Genomic DNA, 22501 nt, shown 5'->3' on the forward strand with positions numbered 1-22501 from the left:
TTCATGAAAATCACCCAATTCATTAGAAATAAAAAAAGCCTTCTCGGCGATTATTGGGGTGATTTTGAAAAGTCAAGAGGAATGTTTGTTCGCACCCCATGTTTGGGGGTGAAACAATAGAAGACCCTAGCTAGGAAGCTAGAGTCTGCAACGGAATGTGAATTCCGAGAAGCTTACTTTAATCAAAGGAGGTGCAGGCAGGATGTTGAACGTGAATGTTACTGATTTTTACAATCAAGCTCGCGTAATCATGCGTGGAATCGCATATGGTTTCCCTATGGACGCTACAGGTGTGCCTATTTTTGACTATACGTTTTTACACGCGAAAAGACTCCTGCCTCAGCCTTAACGGATCGATTGTTAGGTAAAGGGCCGCGGGATTTTCCCGCGGCTCTTTTTTTTGGTCTGAAAAGGATGCAGGGCGGGAAGCACTCATGCATAGAAATTGGAGGACCGAGACGATGATTGTAAATATTCAGCATGTGCAAAAGTATTTTGGCGCCGAAATGGTGCTTTCGGATATAACGTTTCAAATCGGCGAAGGGGAAAGAATCGGTATCATCGGACGAAACGGATCGGGAAAATCGACCGTCTTGAAACTCATTGCGGGCAATATAGCACCGGATCAAGGAGAAATATCCATACGAAAAGGAACGAAAATCGGCTATCTTTCGCAAACGAAAGAGGCTTTCCCAGGAGCAACCGTTTATGACGTGTTGTTGCAAGGATATAGTGAGCTCATGGAATGGCAGGCGAGAATGACAACGCTGGAAGCGATGATGGCCACTCAGCAATCTGCGGCGATGATGGAGAAATACTTGGAGGAGTATTCGGAACTGCAAGAGAAGTTCGACCGGCAGGGCGGCTATGAAATGGATGCCCGTATTCATCAAATCGCCAACGGCGTAGGCATACCCGACGAGCATTTCGCCAGATGCTACGCGACATTGTCGGGAGGAGAGAAAACGAAAATCGACTTGGCGTCGCTGCTGCTGGAACGGCCCGACTTGCTGCTGCTCGACGAACCGACGAATCATCTCGACCTGGCGGCGACGGAATGGCTGGAAGATCATCTCCGCAGTTATAAAGGGACTTCGGTTATCGTGTCTCACGACCGTTATTTTCTCGATCGGATTGTCGATAAGATCGTAGAAGTCGAGGACGGCGAGGCGATGACATATTATACCGATTATTCCGGTTATCAGCGGGAAAAACAGGAGATGCTGCTTCGGCAATTCCAAGAGTATAAGGATCAGCAGAAGCAAATCAAGCAGATGAAGGAAGCGATTCGCCGATACACGGAATGGGGCAACATCGGCGGCAATGAGAAGTTTTTCCGGCGCGCCGCGGCTATTCAGAAAGCGCTGGACCGGATGGATAAAGTGAAGCGGCCCGTCCTGGAGCGGAAAGCCGCCGATTTTGCGGCAGGCGCCACGCAACGATCGGGGAACGACGTCATCGTCCTTGACCATATCGGCAAATCGTTTGGCGAAACGGTATTGTTCCAAGGCGTGTCCGGGTTGATCGAATACGGAGACAAAGTCGCGCTGATCGGCGGCAACGGTACGGGGAAGAGTACGCTATTCCGCCTATTGCTCGGCGACGACCGTCCGGATGCAGGGGAGATCAAGCTGGGTACGAGGGTGAAGCCGGGCTATCTGGCTCAGGATGCCGCACCCGCGAGCGGAACGACGGTGCTGCAATATTTCCGCGATCAAATCGGGGTTGAGGAAGGAGAAGCGCGGCATTTGTTGGCCAAATATTTATTTTACGGCGCGGACGTATTCAAATCCGTCGCCGGATTGTCGGGAGGCGAGTGGACCCGGCTGCGGCTAGCCGTCGTCATGCATCACGCGCCGAATTTGCTGCTGCTCGACGAGCCGACGAATCATCTCGATATTCCTTCGCGCGAAGCGCTGGAAGACATGCTCGAGGAATTTTCCGGCACGTTGCTCGCCATCTCGCATGACCGTTATTTTATCAATCGGTTGGCTGGGAAAACATGGGAATTGCGCGATCGCCAATTGTTTCACTACGAAGGCAATTTTGAAGCCTATAAAGAAGAGACAGCGAAACGGCAAAGGAAAGAGGCGGAGACGAAAGGAGCGGCGGCGAAAAAAACGGCTTCCCGATCTAAACCGATCGATGCGCAGCGCCATCAAGCGCGCCTGCAAGAACGTGCGGAAGAGCGGATAGAACGATTGGAATCCCGGTCGCGCGAACTGGACGCGCTGCTGATGGACGAAAAAATCGGGACGGATTCGGAACGATTAACGGAACTGCTGGCGGAACGGGAACAGGTGCAGAGAGAGCTTGAAACGCTTTACGAGCAATGGTTTCAACTGCAAGCAACGGAAAAGGAGTAGAGATAAACATGTTTTCCATCTTATTTAAATTGAAATGGTTTTTCAAAGAAAACCGTTTAAGGTATACGGTGGCCGTCGTTTTATTGATTGCCGTCGGGGCGCTGGAAATGATTCCTCCCAAAATGTTGGGGACGGCGGTCGACCAAATCCAGCAAGGGACGTTTACCCAATTCGGGTTGACGCAATTTTTAATACTGTTCCTCGGCGTTATCGTTTTGATTTACGTTTTCGGATATATTTGGCATTATTTGCTGTTCGGCGGAGCGAATTTGGTTGAACGCATACTGCGTTCCCATTTTATGAGCCATTTGCTGAAGATGACGCCGACGTTCTACGAAAAAAATCGTACCGGCGACTTGATGGCCCGGGCGACGAACGATTTACGGGCCGTATCGTTGACGGCGGGTTTCGGGATATTGACGTTGGTCGATTCCAGCATCTATATGCTTACCATCTTGCTTACGATGGGATTTATGATCAGTTGGAAGCTGACGCTGGCGGCATTGCTGCCACTGCCCCTGATCGCGGTCGCCATGAAATATTACGGCAGGGTCATACACGAACGGTTCACGGTCGCTCAAGACGCCTTCGGCGATTTGAACGATCATGTGCTTGAGGCGATCTCGGGCGTGCGCGTCATCCGCGCTTACGTTCAGGAGGAAGCGGATCAGTCGCGGTTTCGGCGGCTGACGAACGACGTATTTCGCAAAAATATCGATGTAGCCAAGATCGATGCGCTGTTCGAACCGACGATCAAAATTTTGGTCGGCATCAGCTACATGATCGGACTCGGATATGGCGCATATCTTGTGTTTCAGACCAATATCACGCTCGGAGAGCTGATTACTTTCAACGTTTACCTGGGAATGCTCATTTGGCCGATGTTCGCCATCGGCGAATTGATCAATATTATGCAGCGCGGCAACGCGTCGCTCGATCGGGTCAATGAGACGTTGTCCTACGAACCCGACGTCAAGGACCATCCGCGGCCGCAAGCGGCGGCATCGCCGGAATCGATCCGCTTCCGCGATGTGACGTTCCGTTATCCTTCTTCGCAAACCGACAATTTGCGCAATGTTTCGATCACGATCCGGCGCGGGCAGACGCTTGGCATTGTCGGCAAAACCGGAAGCGGCAAAACGACGCTGATCAAACAGCTTCTGCGCGAATATCCGCTCGGTTCCGGAGAAATTGCCGTCGCCGGCATCCCGCTTGAACAAATCGCGGTTGAAGACGTCCATCGCTGGATCGGTTATGTGCCGCAAGAGCAAATCTTGTTCTCCCGCACGGTGCGCGAGAACATTCAATACGGCAAGCCGGGCGGCTCGGAAGAAGAAGTCCGGCATGCGCTCGAAGCGGCATCGTTCCTGCAGGACATTTCCACTCTGTCGCACGGACTGGACACGATCGTCGGGGAAAAGGGCGTTTCGCTGTCAGGCGGACAAAAGCAGCGGGTGTCGATCGCGCGCGCCTTAATGGCTGATCCGGAAATCTTGCTGCTCGACGATGCAATGTCCGCGGTCGATGCGAAGACGGAAGCGAAAATTATCGCCAACATTCGGCGCGAACGCGCGGGGAAAACGACGTTCATTACGACGCATCGTCTCTCCGCCGTACAGCATGCGGACTGGATTATTGTCATGGATGACGGCCGCATTGCCGAACAAGGCACGCATGAGCAGCTGGTGCGGCAGGACGGGTGGTACAAAGAACAATACGAACGCCAGCAACTCGAGGCAAACTTAACGGAAGGCGGGTGAGCCTAACATGAACGTAGGCAAAAAACTGTTTCAATACGCACTTATTTATAAAAAAACGTTTATTATCGCATTGCTAATGCTTGCCGTTGCGGTGGCGGCCGAGTTGATGGGACCTTTTATCGCGAAAACGATGATCGACAACCATGTCGTCGGGATCGAAAAACCGTGGGTAGAAGTACCGGCGGCGGGCAAAGGGACGGTGCGATACGACGATCGGCTGTTTGAACGAAGCGATCGCGTGCAAGGGGCGGCGGGGCAAGAGGTGCGCGTGCTGCAAGTCGGCAGAACGTTCGTCTTCGTCGACGGGCCGATAAGCTTTGACGGCGACCGCAAGCTGGACGGGACTCGATTGACGATTACGCAAGGCGACTTGACCGCAACGTACGAAGCGGCGCCGCTAGCGACGGCGGAACTGTTCCAATTCTACGAACCGGAAATCGGCGGTCTGCTCAAATTGGCGGGCATCTACATCGGGCTTATTTTGGTGGCCGCGGCATTCGAATACGGAAGAATTTATTTGTTGCAATCTTCGGCCAATCGCGTTATTCAGAAGATGAGGCAGGATGTGTACGGCCAAATCCATCGGCTGCCGATCGGATATTTCGATACGTTGCCGGCTGGCAAAGTCGTTTCCAGGGTAACGAACGATACGGAGGCCGTGAAAGATTTGTTTGTCACGGTGCTGGCCAACTTCTTCTCCGGCGCCGTATACATGATTGGCATATTCATCGCGTTGTTTCTGCTCGATGTCAGGCTCGCGGTCGTATGTTTGGCGGTCGTTCCGATTTTGGCGCTATGGATCGTCGTTTACCGCAAGTTTGCGACGAAATACAATCATGTGATCCGCGCGCGCCTGAGCGATATTAACGGGATGCTGAACGAGTCGATTCAAGGGATGCCGATCATTCGCGCGTTCCGCCGGCAACAGGAAACGAAGCGCGAGTTCGAGGATTTGAACGAAGATCATTTTAAATATCAGAACAAAATGTTGAACCTGAATTCGCTCACCTCGCATAACTTGGTGAACGTCATTCGGAACTTGTCGCTTGCCGCCGTCGTTTGGTACTTCGGCGGGGCGTCGTTCAGCGCCGCCGGCGCGATATCGTTCGGCGTGATCTATGCTTTCATCGACTATTTGGGCCGTTTGTTCCAGCCGATCGTCGGAATGGTCAATCAACTGGCGCAGTTGGAGCAGGCGTTAGTCTCCGCGGAGCGGGTGTTTGAACTGATGGATATGCCGGGCACCGACGTGGCCGAAGGGAAGCTGCCCCGCTACAAAGGCGATGTTGCGTTTGACGACGTATCGTTTGCCTATAAGGAAGAAGAATACGTGCTGAAGCATATTTCGTTTGAAGCGAAGCAAGGGCAGACGGTGGCGCTAGTCGGTCATACCGGATCGGGCAAAAGCTCCATCATGAATTTGCTGTTCCGTTTCTACGATGCGCAGCAAGGGAAAATTACGATTGACGGGACAGATATAAGGCAAATTCCGAAACAATTGCTGCGTCAACATATGGGTATCGTGCTTCAAGATCCGTTTCTGTTCACAGGAACGATCGCGAGCAATGTCAGCCTGGACGATCCGTCGATCAGCCGCGAGCAAGTGGAGAAGGCGCTGCGCGATGTCGGTGCCGAGCGGGTATTCTCGAGCCTCAGGAAAGGATACGACGAGCCGGTCATTGAGAAAGGAAGCACGTTGTCCGCCGGACAGCGGCAAATTATATCGTTCGCCCGCGCGCTTGCGTTCAATCCGGCCATTCTTATTCTGGACGAAGCGACCGCCAATATCGATACGGAAACGGAAGCGATCATTCAATCGGCGCTTGACGTCGTTAAGAAAGGGCGCACGACGTTTATTATCGCGCACCGATTATCCACGATTCGCAGCGCCGATCTGATTCTCGTGCTCCATCGCGGGGAAATCGTCGAACAAGGGTCGCATGAATCGCTGATGAAGCTCCAGGGAAGATATTACCAGATGTATCAGCTGCAGCAAGGCGGCAAAGCCGAGACGGTTCCTTCCGCCGCCAATCCGTCGTTCGTTTGATGAGAGGAGATGGCTACAGATGACCGATAAAATTACATTTCTAGGAACGGGGGACTCCATGGGAGTCCCGCGCGTATATTGCGATTGCAGCGTCTGTACGGAAGCGAGAAAGGGCGGGATCAACCGCCGTTTGCGTTCTTCTATTATGCTGCAGACGGGCGAAGGCATCATGTTGATCGATTGCGGCCCGGATTGGACGGCGCAGATGGAGAGACACAACTTGCGGACCGTACAGCATGTCCTCATTACGCATGCCCATTTCGACCATATTGCCGGTCTGCCCGAATGGGCGGACGCATGCCGCTGGCTTTCGACCCATGGAAACGTTTATGCGCCGCAAGACGTACTGACTACCATTCGCGGTCAATTTCCTTGGTTGGAAAGCCATTTCCGCTATTACGACATTGCGGACGGATTCGCTTTCGGCGGCTGGCATATCGAGCCGCGCCTTATGTGTCACGGCAAAAACGGCAGCTCTTACGCATACCGGCTGACGAAACATTCGTACCGCTGGGCGTACTGCCCGGATACGATCGATTGGAACGAGCGGGATAAGGCGTATTTTAAAGATTTGCAATTGTTGATTTTAGGAACGAATTTTTACAAGGAAGAAGCGGAACGCCGCACCCGCTCGGTATACGACATGGTGGAAGCGATGGAGCTCGTTTCGGACATTAAGCCGGAGCGGGTCGTGTTTACTCATATGTCGCACGGCGTCGATTTGCGGGAGCGATACGCTTTGGCCCCCCTAATACAACTCGCAAGAACGGGGTTGGAAATCGAACTGCCTTCATTTACGTGAAATCGTAAAAATTGGGAATGCTACTTTACAGAATCGTCTTTCTGTAAAGGGGTTACATATCATGAAAAACCGCAAGCGAAGACGCCTTCGCTTTATCATTTTGTCGCTTGGAATCGCGCTGATCGGCGGAGGAATTGCCGCAGTATTCGCCTTCCAACCGGAATACGCCTATATGCCGAAAGCCGATAACGTATTGAATCCTGCGGCCATTACGGCAAAGAGCCGGACGGATCAAGACGTGCGCGTCTACGACGTTTGGGGGAAAACGGTGAAGACGAACGGGACGGTCCAGGCGCAAGCGAGTGCGGACGGGAAGAACGAATTGTCCCCCGGGCAAGGTGCGGTCGAGATTAACGAAGCTTTGCTCCGGCTGGGCCGTAAAAGTTTCTACAAAGAGACGTTCGGCAACGAAGTGTTCCTGACGGATATTATGGGGATCGTTGACGGGCCGTTAACGTTGCCGAAAATCGCGAAAGCGATCGTGAAGCTGCAAGGCAAAGGAACGTCCAACTTGCAGGTCGAATTGGATAAAAGCGTAAAGATCGGCAATAAGACGTATAAAAAAGGAGATCTCATCGACACCGGAATCGATGTGCCGAAAGGAGCCTACGCGCCGCTCGGCATGCCCGTCAAGTTCTCGGGCGGCAAACTGAAAGTCGGCATCAGCTGCGCCGTCTGCCATGCCACGGTGGACGCGAAGACGAAGCAGGTCGTCGAAGGGGCGCCGAACGCCGACTTGAACGCGGGATTGCTGCTGGCGATGGCGACGAATTCCGCCGCCTACTTCACGCATACCGACGTGGGCAACTTGTCCCGTTATTTGCAGGATATGAGCAAAGGAACCGTTCCAACATCCGACGGGAAGACAACGACGCTGCCCGATCCGAAAAAGCTGGAGGCGGATGTGGATGAGACGCTCGCCAAATGGCCGCGAGGCAACTTCGATTCGACGATCGATTTGAAGAGCAATCCGGCGCAAATTCCCGATTCGTTTACGAAAGACGCGCATCCGTACGGATGGAGCGGCTTTGCGATCGCCGGACCGTTCAAAGGTTTGGGAACGTTCAGCAATAACGTTCATGCGCAAAATTCGGATTCCTTGGCGCAATCCGAGGTGAGTTCCGCTTTATTCGGTATCGACAAGGAATTATATATGGGTACGATTTTGCAAAACGCGGCCAATCCCAAGTTCCGCTATCGTCCGCAAAGCGGGCAGAAGCCGTCGGAGTTTTTCGCCAAAGTCGATCCGACGCCAGGCGTACCTGGAACGAACGAGCTGATCAAGCTGCCTTCGTATCCGAAATTGAGCCTCATCGCGCCCGACGGCTTATTTGCCAGTTCTCCGGGCTATCACGTCGGCGAACAAGTGAATGCGATGTCGGCTTGGCAAAATACGATCGTCCCGCCGCCGGCGCTCATTAGCGGCAAGCCGGGCGTTCTGGACGAAGGGAGAGCCGTATTCGTCAAGGAGAAGTGCATTACTTGCCATTCGGGCAGCGCATATACGAACCATAAAATTATCGACGTCCGCACGATAAAGACCGAGCCGTCGCGAGCCAGGGCGATGAAGGCGACGGAGTCTATCTTCGGCCGGGCTTCGATTTACGCGCCGGACACCCTGGTTCCGGTGAAGAAAAACGCGAAAGTGTTGAAGGTGCCTGCCGCTCATTTGGACCCGAAACAAGTCAAAATGAGCTTTGCGCACGGCGAATCGCAAGGCGGCTATAAAGTGAAAGGGCTAATCGGCTTATATTGGACAGCCCCGTACTTGCATGACGGAGGCGTCGCCGTCGGCCGCAACGAACAGATCGAACTTGGCATTCCCGGCACCTTGCAGCAAGGCATTGCGCCCGATCCGTTCAACAGCTTGAAGGCGCTCGTGGATCGCGGTTTGCGCAAAAAGGTTGTCGCAGCCAATCGCGCGGACGCCAAATTGCGCGACGTACACGTTCGCGGGGCGGGCCATGAATTTTGGGTGGACGAAAAAGCGGGATTCACCAAAAAGCAACAGGATGCGTTGATTCGCTATTTGTTGTCGCTCGTGCCGAAACGGTAGGGAGGGATTTTTTCGCGCAAGCTTAGCAAACTTGCAACCTGCGTCCGTCTTCTTCCGTCTAGTCGTAAGAGGTGAGAAAATGGTGAGACGTTCAATAACTCCGCTTATTGGCGATCAAGCGACGGAAAATTTTCGAACGGAGACACCTCTTCCGTGTTTGCGATAGAAGTCCGATAAAAGAGGGGCATTGACAAAGAGCAGACTGCTGGCGCACACTACCCGCGCGCAGCAGTCTTTCTCTTTATGACGCATTGTTGCCGGCATGTCCGGCAGCCGTATCCCCTTTTTTCAAATCGGAATTGCCGGCCCATTGGATGCGGATCGATTGACCGGCCGCAAGATCGGGTCGATCCGATACTTGAAAATGAATATGAGGCTCGCTGGAATTGCCGGAATTGCCGCATAAGCCGAGCACATCCCCTTGTACCACCTTATCGCCGACTTGGACGCGGATCGAGTTGCGTTGAAAATGGGCCAAAATGCTATATTCGCCGTTTCCGTGGTCGATGACGATATGATTGCCCGCAGGTTGATCCGTATTGGTCTCGACGCCGGGCGCATTGTCGGGAATGTCGTTTACGACGCTTGCGACGATGCCGTCTGCGGGCGCAAGCACGTCTTGGCCGAAGGCATAATAGCTTTCATTGCCGCCAGGATCGCCTGCGAACGAAGCGCCGTCCTTCACGATCACGAAATCGTAAGCGTAGCGCTGGCCTGGATGTTCGTAATGATAATTGTACAACACGTTTGTTCCTCCCCAGTACGTGTACCATTCTCCTGCGAACGGATACGCAAAGGCGGTTTGCGTGAAGACGCCGTCCGTTTCCGGATGGGGGGCCAAAGGCTGCAAAAGCAATCCGTGAATGGTCGATTGATCGTCAAAAACGGCCAGCAATCCTTTTTTGTTTTTGTCGTCGATCCAAATCCATTGCTCGTAACCGTTCGTAAGCTCCCTGACAGGCTCCAAATAAGAATCGATATCGTTATGAAACGATTGGCCCAATTCTTTTAAATCTTGCAACGTTACCGATTTGCTGAACTCTTCGCTCATTTGCTTATGGATCCGTTCGAATTGGCCTTGCAGCAACGCTTGCGGAAGCTGTTCGGGCAATAATTTGCCGCTTTGCATTACTGTCTCGGCCGGCCTGGCTTCCTCGCCGCTCCATTCCGCGCGATCGCCGCCGCATGCCGACAATAAACCGATTCCTAGCAGGAATAACATAGTTAGGTACACATGACGTTTCAATTCCGTATCACTCCTAAACGTTTTCTCACTATCGATTATATACGGCCCGAATTACGGCCCGTGAAACGCAAACTTACTTTACCCTTAATCTTTCTCAACGTAAATTAAGGTTCCGTTAAGATTCCATTTTGCCGCAAGAAAAATAGTCGTGATATAGTAGGTTCATTGAGGGTTGAAGGAGGAAAACGATGAACCGGGCGAATATATTGCTGGTTGACGATGAGAAAGCCATTGTACATATGTTGAAAACCGTTCTTGCAAAGGAAGGATATGCGAACGTGGACGCCGCCTTTACCGCGGAGGAGGCGCTTGAAGCAAGCCGTACGAAAACGTACGATATCATCTTATTGGATGTCATGCTTCCGGGACAGAGCGGCTTTGATATTTGCCCGTTGCTGAGGCAAGCGACGGATGCGCCGATCTTATTCTTAACAGCCCGCACGACCGATTTCGATAAACTGACCGGATTCGCGCTTGGCGGCGACGATTATATTACGAAGCCGTTCAACCCGCTCGAAGTGGTGGCGCGCATCAAAGCGCAGCTTCGGCGCCGGACGAATGGCGCAAAGGCCGGGCAAGAGCGGATTCCGTCGGACTATTACGATTTCGGCCGTTTCCAGGTCGACGCCATGGCGGGAGAACTGCGCGTGGAGGGCGAACTTGTGGCTTGTCCCGCCCAGGTGTTCCAGCTTCTGTTGTTTTTATGCCGCCACCCGAACCGTGTGTTTCATAAAAAGCAGTTATACGAACAAGTGTGGGGGGAAGAAAGCTACTGCGACGATAATACGGTCATGGTACATATTCACCGGATCCGGGAACGGATCGAGCGCAATCCGAGCGAGCCCGAATATTTGCTCACCGTACGCGGGCTAGGTTATAAGCTCGTTCGAAGGGGCGATTCCGTTTGAGCTTCAAGAAACGGTTTATTATCCAAACGCTAGTGTTGTTGTTTATCATCGTCGTGTTGCTGCTGCTGCTGATCGGCTCGACGGTTTTTGTCGCTTTAATGAAGACGGGCGAGATCGAACGGGACCGCGATTTTGCCGAGGCGGTATTGCCGTATATGTCCAATTCGGTTCAAGTGGAAAACGGAGAGCTGATCTTGGACGATAAGCTGCTGGGCAAAGTAAAGGAATACGGAGGGTGGCTGCAAGCGATCAACGAGCGGGGTGAGGCGATCTATTCGTTTCGAACGCCTCCGGATGTGCCGGACCGGTACAATCCCGGGGAACTGACGGCATTCTGGACGGGCGCGCGCCCGTTTCCGTATTTGCTGTATGTCTTTATCGAGGTGAAAGACGGCCAACAGATTACGCTGCTGTACGGGTTCAAAGATAACGCTCGCGAGATGACGGACCGGATCCGGGAAGCCGCCGCCGTGACGAACGATGGCATCGACATGCCGGAGAACGTCGCCGCCGAATTGAAACGAAAGGGAATATGGGCGCAAGCTTTGGACGAACGCGGGGAAGAGATCGCATCGTGGAATAAACCGAACGGGGAACCCGCGCAATATTCCGCGCAGGAATTGATTCTGCGGACGCAGTATCCCGAGCGTTATACCGGCAGAATCGCTTCTTTGTACGATGAGAGAACGAATCTCACCTGGATCGTTCATTTTCCGCACGGGACGGATATCAGGCAAATCGGGGACACGATGACGATACGCGAAATCATTCAAGTGCTTCTGCTCAGCTTTCTCGGTTTTGCGCTCATCGTGCTTGTTTTGTTGTTCCTGTTCGCTTTTTGGTACGGACATCGCTTCGGCTCGCCGATCCTGCATATGTACGATTGGCTGCATCATTTGGCTCAAGGAGAATATGCGGAGCCGAAGGACCGCCATGGACATCCGCGCAGCAAAACCCGCGCAGGAAAGCTGCGCCGCAGATTCCGTCTGTATACCGATATGATCGCTTCCTTCGCCCATTTAACGGAAACGCTGCGGTCAAACGAAGAAATGCGCAATCAATTGGAGCGGGCGAGGGAGGAATGGATCGCCGGCGTCTCCCACGATTTAAAAACGCCTTTATCCTCCATTATGGGATACGCACATATGCTCGAATCGGAATCCTATGAGTGGACGCAAGCGGAAGTACGGGAATTCGCCGGCGTTATGAAGGAAAAATCGCAGTATATGCATGAATTGATCGAAGATTTGAACGCGACGTACCGGTTGAAGAACGATGCGCATATGTTGTCGCGGGAGGCGACGGAAATGAACGGGTATATCGACAGGGCCGTTAAACAATTCGCGGACGATCCGCAATTCGCGGGGGCGCATATTGATTTTCGCGGGACGAGCGATTCTCTGTATTTTCCGATCGATCCGGTCTGGTTCCGCCGCATCATCGACAACCTGTTGGCCAATGCGCTCCTGCATAATCCGGACGGCACGAACGTTCGCGTCTCGCTCGAGACCGGGGAAAGCTCCGGCTTCTCTATCCGCTTCCAAGACGACGGGGTCGGCATGGACGAAGCGACGGCCGCCCGGCTGTTCGATCGCTATTTCCGGGGAACGAACACCGAACGGGGCGGCAAGGGAAGCGGGCTCGGCATGGCGATTTCCAGACAGCTCGTTTTGCTGCATGGCGGATCGATTCAAGTTCGCAGCGCCCCGCAACAAGGGACGACGATTGTCATATCGTTCGATCATCGATGATTTTGTACATGTACGCACTAATATAGTAAGATGGTAAAGAGATGCATTTGTTAAATGAAGGGAGAAGAGGATGCAATGGACGGAGCCAAGTTTAGATGGGGAGTTCTCGGCTGCGCGAAAATTGCGGTCGAACACGTCATACCGGAAATGCAGCGTTCCGAGCGATGCGAGGTGTCGGCTATCGCCAGCCGCGATCGGCAAAAGGCGGAACAAGCCGCCGTAACGTTAGGGATTGCGAAAACGTACGGATCGTATGAACAATTGCTGGCCGACGAAGATATCGATGCGGTATACATTCCGTTGCCGAATCATTTGCATAAGGAATGGACGATTCGCGCTGCGGAAGCGGGCAAGCATGTTTTGTGCGAGAAGCCGATCGGTCTGACCGCCGCAGAGGCGAAGGAGATGGCGGACGCATGCGCCAAGGCGAACGTGATGCTTGCCGAAGCGTTCATGTACCGGCATCATCCTCGTTACGACCGGTTGCTTGACATCGTCCGTTCCGGCAAGATCGGAACGGTACGGGGAATCCATGCCACGTTTACATACAACGGCGCGGGAAACAGCGGCAATATCCGTTTCAACAAGGAAATGGGCGGGGGCGCATTGTACGATATCGGCGTCTATCCGATAAGCGCCGCACGCATGATTCTTGGCCAGGAGCCGGAAGCGGCAACGGTGCATGCGCAATTCTCGGAACAGCATGACGGGGTCGATATGATGGCTTCCGGACTGCTGGAGTTTCCGGGAGGCGTCGCCTTGACGTTCGATTGCGGCATGTGGTCGGCATTCCGCAACACGCTTGAAGTTGTCGGATCCGAGGGAAGAATTGTCGTTCCGTCCGCATTCCGGTATGCGGATGAGCCGGAGTCGGCCAATTTCTTTGTTGAAATCGGCGAGGAGCGGGAGGAAATTCAGGTTCCTTTCGTCGGGCAATATTTGCTGCAAGCCGACGATTTTGCCAATAGCGTATTGCATGGCGCGCCCATGCGGTACGAGCCGTCGGACGCCGTCTTAAATATGCGCGTCGTAGACGCCTGCTTGCAATCCGCCCGTACGCGTACGCGCGTTTTGCTGTAATCGGCACAAAACCCCTTAACGCAAAGCAAGAGGAACTTGGCTTTGGTTAAGGGGTTCCTTTATTTGGCTTACGCGCTACAACCGCCACCTATCGATACCTCGTTTCAATCTTAATGAAGCGCTCCGCTTAGTTTTTAACGGTTGGCGCGTTGAAATGGAACCGCGCGTTCAATTGGCCGCGTATCATCTCTTCCCGCATCGCCGTTTTGTTTTGTCTCTTTTCCTTTTCATTGATCTTGCGAATTTCATACGTTTGCAAACCGTCCTCAAGCTTATCGGCAATCTCCATTAACGTTTCCACATCGTCAAACGAATATTTCCGCGTGCCGCCGCGGGAACGTTCCGGAAATATGAGTCTGCGTTCTTCATAATAACGGATTTGCCGCTCGGACAAACCCGTCAATTCGCTGACGACGCCAATCGTAATGACTTTCCGCTCTTTATATGTCATTTTTATCACTCTCCGATTTTCGATAAATTTTTTTTAGTTAGTACATAATATATCACACTGGACAGCAATGAATAAATAGTTATGTCAACATACCTGACATTAAAGATTTTTTTACACCATAAAACAGAATTAATCGCTACGGTCGGTAAAATAATATGTCATATAATCTGACAGATTCATAGATTTCGACTCCGTTTTGTAGATAATGAACTTAAGAATCCAACTAGCAAATTCGGAGGTAGAGGCAATGACGACAAAGCATTATACAAAAGAAGATATACTCAGATTGGCGCAAGAAGAAAACGTTCGATACATTCGGTTGCAGTTTACGGACTTGATGGGAATTATTAAAAACGTGGAAATTCCGATCAGCCAATTGCCCAAAGCGTTGGACAACAAAATGATGTTCGACGGTTCCTCGATTGAAGGGTTCGTACGGATCGAAGAATCCGACATGTATTTGTATCCGGAGTTGGACACTTGGATGATCTTCCCTTGGACGACGGGGGACGGCAAAGTGGCGCGCTTGATCTGCGACGTTTACAATCCCGACGGCACGCCGTTTGCCGGCGATCCGCGCGGCGTACTGAAAAGGGTGCTGAAACAAGCGGCAGAGCTTGGATTTACGGCGATGAACGTCGGTCCGGAGCCGGAGTTCTTTCTGTTCAAGACGGACGAGAAAGGAAACCCGACGCTGGAGGTGAACGATCAGGGCGGTTATTTCGATTTGGCGCCGAGCGACCTTGGGGAAAACTGCCGCCGCGATATCGTCTTGACGCTGGAGAGTATGGGATTCGAAATCGAGGCATCCCATCATGAAGTGGCTCCGGGGCAGCATGAGATCGACTTCAAATATGCGAACGCCGTCGAAGCGGCCGACAATATTCAAACATTTAAGCTAGTGGTGAAAAATATTGCGAGACAGCACGGATTGCACGCCACCTTTATGCCGAAACCGCTGTTCGGCGTCAACGGATCGGGGATGCATTGCCATCAATCGTTGTTCCGCGGCAAAGAAAATGCGTTCTACGACGAGTCCGACGTACTCGGCCTGAGCGAAACGGCGAAACAGTACGTTGCCGGCATCTTGAAGCATGCCCGCGGGTTTGCCGCTATCACGAATCCGACGGTCAACTCCTACAAACGGCTTGTGCCGGGATACGAGGCTCCTTGTTATGTCGCTTGGTCGGCGAAGAACAGAAGCCCGCTCATCCGCATTCCCGCAAGCAGAGGGCTCAGCACCCGGATCGAAGCGCGGAATCCGGACCCGGCCGCGAACCCGTATTTGGCTCTGGCCGCCATGCTCGCTGCCGGTCTGGACGGCATAAAAAACAAAATGGCGCTCCAGCCGCCGGTAAACCAGAACATCTATATTATGAACGAAGAGGAGCGTGCGGAGAACGGCATATCCAGCTTGCCGTCCACGCTAAAAGAAGCGATCGAGGAATTGAAAAACGACGAAGTGATTACGCATGCGCTCGGCGAGCATATCGTCTCGCATTTTATCGAAGCGAAAGAAATCGAGTGGGATATGTTTCGCATTCAAGTGCATCCGTGGGAACGCGATCAATACTTGAGCGCTTATTAAGTTCATTATAGCCCCTGTCAGGGGCTTTTTGATCGCTCGTCCGGGATACTCCGGCAAGGGTAAATTGCTGCATGACGACTGCTCTTCGCCTCCCTTTTGCCGATATCCCTTTCGTTCAGAAGTTGGTTGTAGGCCTAACGTCGGTACTTTGGCCGGGTGCGCTGTCCTGAGCAAACGGGATTTCGACAAAAGGCGAAAAAAGGAGGTGCCGGCACGAGCATATTTAAAACGATACGAAAAAAGGTGTGAGATAATCTGACATATTTATGGAACGAAAGATCATGCTTTAGTTTAATGAAATATAAGACATAGAGGGCTTTCAAGGCGATGGGATGCTCGAAAAAGCTCAGTTTCATCATATTTTTAGGAGGAACTAACATGGCTTTACACAGAGTGCCGGAGCGACAGGGGCTGTACGATCCGATATTCGAGCGCGATGCGTGCGGGATCGGATTTTTAGCGAATATGAAGGGAGAGCAAACACATAGCATTGTAAGCCAGGCGCTTGACATCCTGTATCGCCTGAAACATCGGGGAGGACAAGGCGCGGATCCGGAAAGCGGCGACGGGGCGGGCATATTGACGCAATTGCCGCACCGTTTGCTGGACGGGGAGTTCAAGAAGCAAGGGTTGCAATTGCCGGAAGCCGGCCGATACGGAGTTGGCATGGTGTTCCTGCCGCAGCGCGAAGCGGTCCGCCTTCAGTGCGAGCAAATGATGGAACGGATTATCGGCGAGGAAGGGCAGGTCTTGTTGGGGTGGAGAACGGTTCCGACGGACGACGGCGTGCTTGGGCAGAGCGCCAGAGCGACTAAGCCGTTCATTCGTCAAGTGATCGTTGCACCGCCGATGGATAATTGCGTGGAAGACGAATTGGCTTTTGAACGCAAGCTGTACTTGATCCGGAGACGTATTGAAAACGGAATTTCCGCCGCCGGCATACTCGGGGCGGAGAAGTTCTATATCGCCAGTTTTTCCAGCAAAACGATCGTCTATAAAGGGTTGCTGCTGCCTGAGCAGTTGTCTTCGTTTTATACCGATTTGCGGGATCCGGCTTACGAGTCGGCGCTGGCGCTCGTGCATTCCCGGTTCAGCACCAATACGTTCCCAAGCTGGGAGCGGGCCCATCCGAACCGCTATATGATTCATAACGGCGAGATCAATACGATCAAAGGCAATGTCAACTGGATGCGCGCCCGCGAGAAAAGCTGCCAATCGCCTTATTTCGAACAATTATCGGCCATTCGTCCGATCATCGACGATAGCGGCAGCGATTCTTCCATGATGGATAACGCGTTTGAATTTCTGCTGATGTCCGGACGATCGATCGCGCATGCCGCGATGATGATGATCCCCGAACCTTGGTTGAAAGATAAGCAAATGAGCGACGAGAAACGCGCCTTTTACGAGTACCACAGCTGCTTGATGGAACCTTGGGACGGCCCGGCGGCCATTGCGTTTACGGACGGGAAACGAATCGGCGCATGCCTGGACCGCAACGGATTGCGTCCCGCGCGTTACTACGTAACGTCCGACGATACGATCGTATTGTCGTCCGAAGTCGGCGTGATCGATATTCCGGCGGAGAACATCGTGCGTAAAGACCGACTGCGCCCGGGACAAATGCTGTTGGTCGATACCGTGCAGGGAAGAATCGTACCCGACGATGAAATTAAGCGGGAAATGGCGGAAGCTTATCCGTACCGCAGCTGGCTGAACGAACATTTGGTCGATTTGCGGCAGCGATCGAACGGACCGGATCGAGCCGGCATTTTTTCACGCCCATCCGATAAACAAAATTTATTACAGCTGCAACGCGTGTTCGGGTTTTCGTTCGAGGAATTGAATAAAATGTTAAAGCCGCTGGCGGAATGGGGAGAAGATCCGGTCGGATCGATGGGATACGACGCCCCGCTTGCGGTGCTGTCGAAGAAACCGCAATTGCTGTACAACTATTTCAAGCAAATGTTCGCGCAAGTAACGAATCCGCCCATCGACGCTTTTTTGGAAGAGATGATCACATCGGTCGAAACGACGATCGGACCGGAGTACAACTTGCTGGAAACCGATCCGAGAAACTGCCGCAAAATCCGGTTAAAATCGCCGGTTCTGAGCGATCGTGAAATGGCCGTCATCCGGGATAACCGAATCGAAGGCTTTCGGGCGGTCACGTTGCGGACGCTATTCACGGCTTCCGAAGGAAGCGAAGGATTGGAGCAGGCGCTGCAAGCGCTGTTCGAAGCGGCGGATCAAGCGATTGCCGAAGGAGCTTCGCTGCTCGTCTTGAGCGACCGCGGCGTCAACGGGCAAATGGCGCCCATTCCGGCATTGCTGGCATCGGCCGGTTTGCATCATCATCTGATCCGTCAAGGAACGCGTACGCAAGCGAGCATTTTGGTGCAATCGGGCGAACCGCGCGAAGTGCATCATATGGCGGCGCTGCTCAGCTACGGGGCGAACGCCGTCCATCCGTACTTGGCGTTCGAGTCGATCGCGGGCATGATCGATCGGGGCGCGCTGGAGGGCGTTACGTTCGAGCAAGCCGCGAATAATTACGTATACGGCGTGACCAAAGGCATTTTGAAAGTCATTTCCAAAATGGGCATTTCGACGGTGCAAAGTTATATCGGCGCGCAAATATTCGAAGCGATCGGCATCGATTCGTCCGTCATCGACCGTTATTTTACTTGGACGCCGTCGAGAGTCGGCGGCATCGATATGGCGGTGATCGCACAGGAAACGCTGGAACGTCATCGGAAAGCTTACGCAGTCGGCGGCGGTTCAACGGCGCTTGAAGCCGGCGACGATATGCAGTGGCGCAAAGACGGGGAGGAGCATCTGTTCAGCCCGCAGACGATTCATACGCTGCAGCAGGCATGTTGGCAAAACGATTACGAGCTGTTCAAACGATACAGCCGTTCGGTTGACGAACAGGCGAAATCGAGAGCGACTTTGCGGGGATTGCTCGAGTTCGCCTCGAATCGCTCTTCCGTGCCGCTTGAGGAAGTCGAGCCGATCGAGTCGATCATGCGCCGCTTCAAAACCGGGGCGATGTCGTTCGGCTCGATCAGCCGCGAAGCGCATGAAGCGCTGGCGATCGCGATGAACCGGATCGGCGGGAGAAGCAATTCCGGCGAAGGCGGGGAAGATCCGGACCGGTTTACGGCCGACGGGAACGGAGAACTGCGCAACAGCGCGATCAAGCAAGTCGCTTCCGGAAGATTCGGCGTATCCAGCCATTATTTGATGTCGGCCGATGAAATTCAAATCAAAATGGCGCAAGGAGCCAAGCCGGGCGAGGGCGGCCAGCTTCCGGCGCATAAGGTGTACCCGTGGATTGCCAAGGCGAGAGGATCGACCCCGGGCGTCGAACTGATATCGCCGCCGCCGCACCACGATATTTATTCGATCGAAGATTTGGCGGAGCTGATATTCGATGTAAGAAACGCGAATCCGAAAGCGAGAATCAATGTAAAACTCGTGTCGGAGGCGGGGGTAGGGACGATTGCGGCGGGAGTCGCCAAAGCGCAGGCCGACGTCATTCTGATCAGCGGCTATGACGGCGGGACCGGCGCGGCTTCCCGCACGAGCATCAAGCATGCGGGCATGCCGTGGGAGATCGGTCTTGCCGAAGCGCAGCAGACGCTTGCGCTCAACGGTTTGCGCGGGCGCGTCACGCTTGAAACGGACGGCAAGCTGATGAGCGGGCGCGACGTCGTGATCGCGGCGCTGCTCGGGGCGGAGGAATTCGGTTTTTCGACCGTGCCGCTCGTTGTGCTCGGCTGTATTATGATGCGCGTATGCCATTTGGATACTTGCCCGGTAGGCATCGCGACGCAAAATCCGGACTTGCGCCGAAAGTTTAAAGGCGATCCGGATCATATCGTTCATTTCATGCAATTTATCGCCGCCGAAGCTCGGGAATGGATGGCCGAGCTCGGATTTCGCACGATGGACGAAATGATTGGGCGAACGGACATGCTGCAAGCGAAAAACGCGGCCGAGCATTGGAAAGCGCACGGTTTGGATTTATCTGCGCTCTTGCACCGTCCGGAAGGCGGAACGAGATCGGATAAAGTAACGTTAGACCGGGGCTTGGGCGAAACGCTCGACGCGCAAAAGCTCATTCCGCTATGCCGGAATGCGTTGGAACGGAAAGAACAGGTTCAAGTCTCATTGCCGATCGGCAATGCGGACCGGTCCGCAGGAACGATGTTGGGCAGCGAAGTGACGCGCAGATACGGCGCGGAGGGCTTGCCGGAGGATACGATTCGGATACGCTTCGCAGGCTCGGCGGGGCAAAGTTTCGGGGCGTTCGTTCCGAAGGGCGTTACGCTGCTGTTGGAAGGAGACGCCAACGATTATGTCGGCAAAGGGTTATCCGGCGGGACTATCGCCGTATATCCGCCGGAACGAGCAAGCTTCAAGGCTGAGGATAATGTCATTATCGGGAATACCGCTTTATACGGGGCCACGGCGGGCGAAGCTTACATTCGCGGTATAGCCGGAGAACGCTTCTGCGTCCGGAACAGCGGCGCGAACGTCGTGGTCGAAGGCGTCGGCAATCACGGTTGCGAATATATGACGGGCGGCCATGTTGTCGTATTGGGAGCCATCGGCCAGAACTTCGCCGCAGGCATGTCCGGCGGGATTGCCTACGTTCTCGGCCAAGGCGAGGAGCCGCTGCGCAGCGTTGAAAGCCGCTGCAATGTTCAGAAAGTGCTGCTTGAACCGCTGGCGGACGAGAAGGAAATCGCGAAAGTACGATCGATGATCGAGAGACATGCGAAATATACGCGCAGCAGCTTCGCCGAAAGCATTTTGCGGGATTGGGATGCGGCGGCGCGGCGCTTCGTACGGATCGTGCCGAAGGAGTACAAACGGGTCATGGAAGAGATCGAACGGTTTAAAGAGACGGGAAAGACCGATATGGCGCTTCTCGCCGCTACACAGGATTAGGAGGAGATCAGGCATGGGGAAACCGACAGGATTTATGGAATACAAGCGCCAATACGCTCCCGAACGCGATCCGTTGGCACGAATTGGCGATTGGCGCGATTTATATATCCCGTTAACGGATGCCGCATTGCGGGAGCAGGGGGCGCGCTGCATGGATTGCGCCGTCCCGTTTTGCCAGACGGGGGACATGCTGAACGGCGCCACAACAGGTTGTCCGGTTCACAATTACATTCCGGAATGGAACGATCTTGTGTATCGCGGACAATGGAAGGAAGCGCTTGAGCGGCTGCATTTGACGAACAATTTTCCGGAGTTCACGGGAAGAGCTTGCCCGGCTCCATGCGAAGGTTCTTGCGTGGCGGCATTGTACGATTCGCCCGTAACGATCAAATCGATCGAGCGCGCCATCATCGACAAAGGCTTCGCGGAAGGCTGGGTCGTTCCGCAACCGCCGGCGTCGCGGACCGGGCGCACCGTTGCCGTGATCGGATCGGGACCGGCCGGGCTGGCTTGCGCCGATCAGTTGAATAAAGCGGGGCATCTCGTGACGGTATTCGAACGGTCGGACCGTATCGGCGGATTGTTAACTTACGGGATACCGAAAATGAAAATCGAGCAGGAAGTAGTAGACCGCCGCGTCGATTTGCTGCGCCGGGAAGGCATCGAATTCGTGACGGGAGCGGATGTCGGCGGAAACGTTCCGATCGAAGAACTGCGCGGAAGGTTCGATGCGATCGTGCTGTGCATCGGCGCGACGAAACCGCGCGATTTGCCGGTAGAGGGACGCGAATTGAAAGGCATTCACTATGCGATGGATTATTTGCATGCAAATACGAAAAGCTTGCTGGACTCGAATCTGAAGGACGGACGATATATCACTGCGGAAGGCAAAGACGTGCTCGTCATCGGCGGAGGGGATACCGCAACCGACTGCGTATCGACGTCTTTGCGCCACGGATGCGCGAGCTTGACGCAGTTCGACATATACCCGCAACGTCCGGCCGGGCGCGACGCGGATAACCCGTGGCCGCAATGGCCGGTAATCCATAAGGTCGATTCGGGCCAGGCGGAATCGGCGGCGCGATTCGGGCGCGATCCGCGGCAATATGCCGTCTCCGCCAAATCGTTCATCGACGACGGGCGAGGCAATGTTGCGGGCGTGCGCAGCGTAGACTTGCGTGTGGCCAAGGATAAATCGGGCCGATGGATTCGCGAAGAAATTCCCGGCACGGAGCGCGTGTGGCCGGCGCAGCTTGTACTGCTGGCGATCGGATTTACCGGGCCGGAGCAGACGATGATCGGCCGAATGGGCGTCGAAACGGACGGGCGTACGAATATTCGTACGGAGCGAGGGCAATACGAGACGAATGTGCCGGGCGTGTTCGCCGCCGGCGATGCGCGGCGCGGCCAAAGCTTGATCGTCTGGGCGATTCGCGAAGGACGCGAAGCGGCCAAAGCGTGCGACGCGTATTTGCGACGTTAACGAG

The 22501-nt window shown here is 53.9% G+C and carries 14 protein-coding genes; 12 read left to right on the forward strand and 2 right to left on the reverse strand.

The features are described 5' to 3' along the window. Nucleotides 1-202: 202 nt before the first annotated feature. The 6 genes from KQI79_RS09855 to KQI79_RS09880 all read left to right on the forward strand — a co-directional run bounded on the left by KQI79_RS09855 (nt 203) and on the right by KQI79_RS09880 (nt 9031). A complete protein-coding gene (locus KQI79_RS09855; protein WP_216538068.1) occupies nt 203-349 on the forward strand; it encodes a hypothetical protein in 147 nt (48 codons plus the stop codon). A 112-nt stretch (nt 350-461) separates the two neighbouring features. Further along, the gene (gene abc-f, locus KQI79_RS09860) at nt 462-2366 is read left to right on the forward strand and encodes a ribosomal protection-like ABC-F family protein (RefSeq protein WP_216538069.1); all 1905 of its coding nucleotides are present in this window, start codon (nt 462-464) and stop codon (nt 2364-2366) included. An 8-nt stretch (nt 2367-2374) separates the two neighbouring features. Further along, nucleotides 2375-4126 carry an ABC transporter ATP-binding protein gene (locus KQI79_RS09865; protein WP_216538070.1) on the forward strand — a complete coding sequence of 584 codons (1752 nt, stop codon included), beginning with the start codon at nt 2375-2377 and terminating at the stop codon, nt 4124-4126. A gap of 7 nt (nt 4127-4133) precedes the next feature. Then, entirely contained in the window at nt 4134-6173 is a 2040-nt protein-coding gene (locus KQI79_RS09870; RefSeq protein ID WP_216538071.1) for an ABC transporter ATP-binding protein, read from the forward strand. 19 nt (nt 6174-6192) lie between these two features. After that, nucleotides 6193-6975 carry an MBL fold metallo-hydrolase gene (locus tag KQI79_RS09875; RefSeq protein ID WP_216538072.1) on the forward strand — a complete coding sequence of 261 codons (783 nt, stop codon included), beginning with the start codon at nt 6193-6195 and terminating at the stop codon, nt 6973-6975. Nucleotides 6976-7036: 61 nt separating this feature from the next. Then, entirely contained in the window at nt 7037-9031 is a 1995-nt protein-coding gene (locus tag KQI79_RS09880; RefSeq protein WP_216538073.1) for an electron transport protein, read from the forward strand. 241 nt (nt 9032-9272) lie between these two features. On the opposite strand, the gene KQI79_RS09885 is transcribed toward KQI79_RS09880, so the two are convergent. Next, nucleotides 9273-10277, reverse strand: coding sequence for a M23 family metallopeptidase (locus tag KQI79_RS09885; RefSeq protein WP_253298060.1), 1005 nt, complete (start codon nt 10275-10277; stop codon nt 9273-9275). Nucleotides 10278-10465: 188 nt separating this feature from the next. On the opposite strand from KQI79_RS09885, the gene KQI79_RS09890 reads away from it, so the two are divergent. The 3 genes from KQI79_RS09890 to KQI79_RS09900 all read left to right on the forward strand — a co-directional run bounded on the left by KQI79_RS09890 (nt 10466) and on the right by KQI79_RS09900 (nt 14016). Further along, a complete protein-coding gene (locus tag KQI79_RS09890) occupies nt 10466-11185 on the forward strand; it encodes a response regulator transcription factor (protein WP_216538074.1) in 720 nt (239 codons plus the stop codon). Continuing rightward, nucleotides 11182-12936, forward strand: a complete 1755-nt coding sequence (locus KQI79_RS09895; RefSeq protein ID WP_216538075.1) for a sensor histidine kinase — start codon at nt 11182-11184, stop codon at nt 12934-12936. The genes KQI79_RS09890 and KQI79_RS09895 overlap by 4 nt, the downstream gene beginning before the upstream one ends. Nucleotides 12937-13011: 75 nt before the next feature. Continuing rightward, complete coding sequence (locus KQI79_RS09900) at nt 13012-14016, forward strand: Gfo/Idh/MocA family protein (protein ID WP_216538076.1); 1005 nt, start codon at nt 13012-13014, stop codon at nt 14014-14016. Nucleotides 14017-14143: 127 nt separating this feature from the next. Here the strand turns inward: KQI79_RS09900 and KQI79_RS09905 are convergent, their stop codons facing one another. Next, nucleotides 14144-14467, reverse strand: coding sequence for a MerR family transcriptional regulator (locus KQI79_RS09905; RefSeq protein WP_216538077.1), 324 nt, complete (start codon nt 14465-14467; stop codon nt 14144-14146). 247 nt (nt 14468-14714) lie between these two features. On the opposite strand from KQI79_RS09905, the gene glnA reads away from it, so the two are divergent. The 3 genes from glnA to KQI79_RS09920 all read left to right on the forward strand — a co-directional run bounded on the left by glnA (nt 14715) and on the right by KQI79_RS09920 (nt 22497). Continuing rightward, nucleotides 14715-16055, forward strand: coding sequence for a type I glutamate--ammonia ligase (gene glnA / locus KQI79_RS09910; RefSeq protein ID WP_216538078.1), 1341 nt, complete (start codon nt 14715-14717; stop codon nt 16053-16055). A gap of 378 nt (nt 16056-16433) precedes the next feature. Beyond that, nucleotides 16434-21014, forward strand: coding sequence for a glutamate synthase large subunit (gene gltB / locus KQI79_RS09915; RefSeq protein WP_216538079.1), 4581 nt, complete (start codon nt 16434-16436; stop codon nt 21012-21014). A 13-nt stretch (nt 21015-21027) separates the two neighbouring features. Then, on the forward strand, nt 21028-22497 hold the full coding sequence (locus KQI79_RS09920) for a glutamate synthase subunit beta (protein WP_216538080.1): 1470 nt from the start codon (nt 21028-21030) through the stop codon (nt 22495-22497). Nucleotides 22498-22501: the final 4 nt, after the last annotated feature.

Source organism: Paenibacillus sp. MSJ-34 (genome assembly GCF_018918005.1).
Lineage (GTDB): Bacteria > Bacillota > Bacilli > Paenibacillales > Paenibacillaceae > MSJ-34.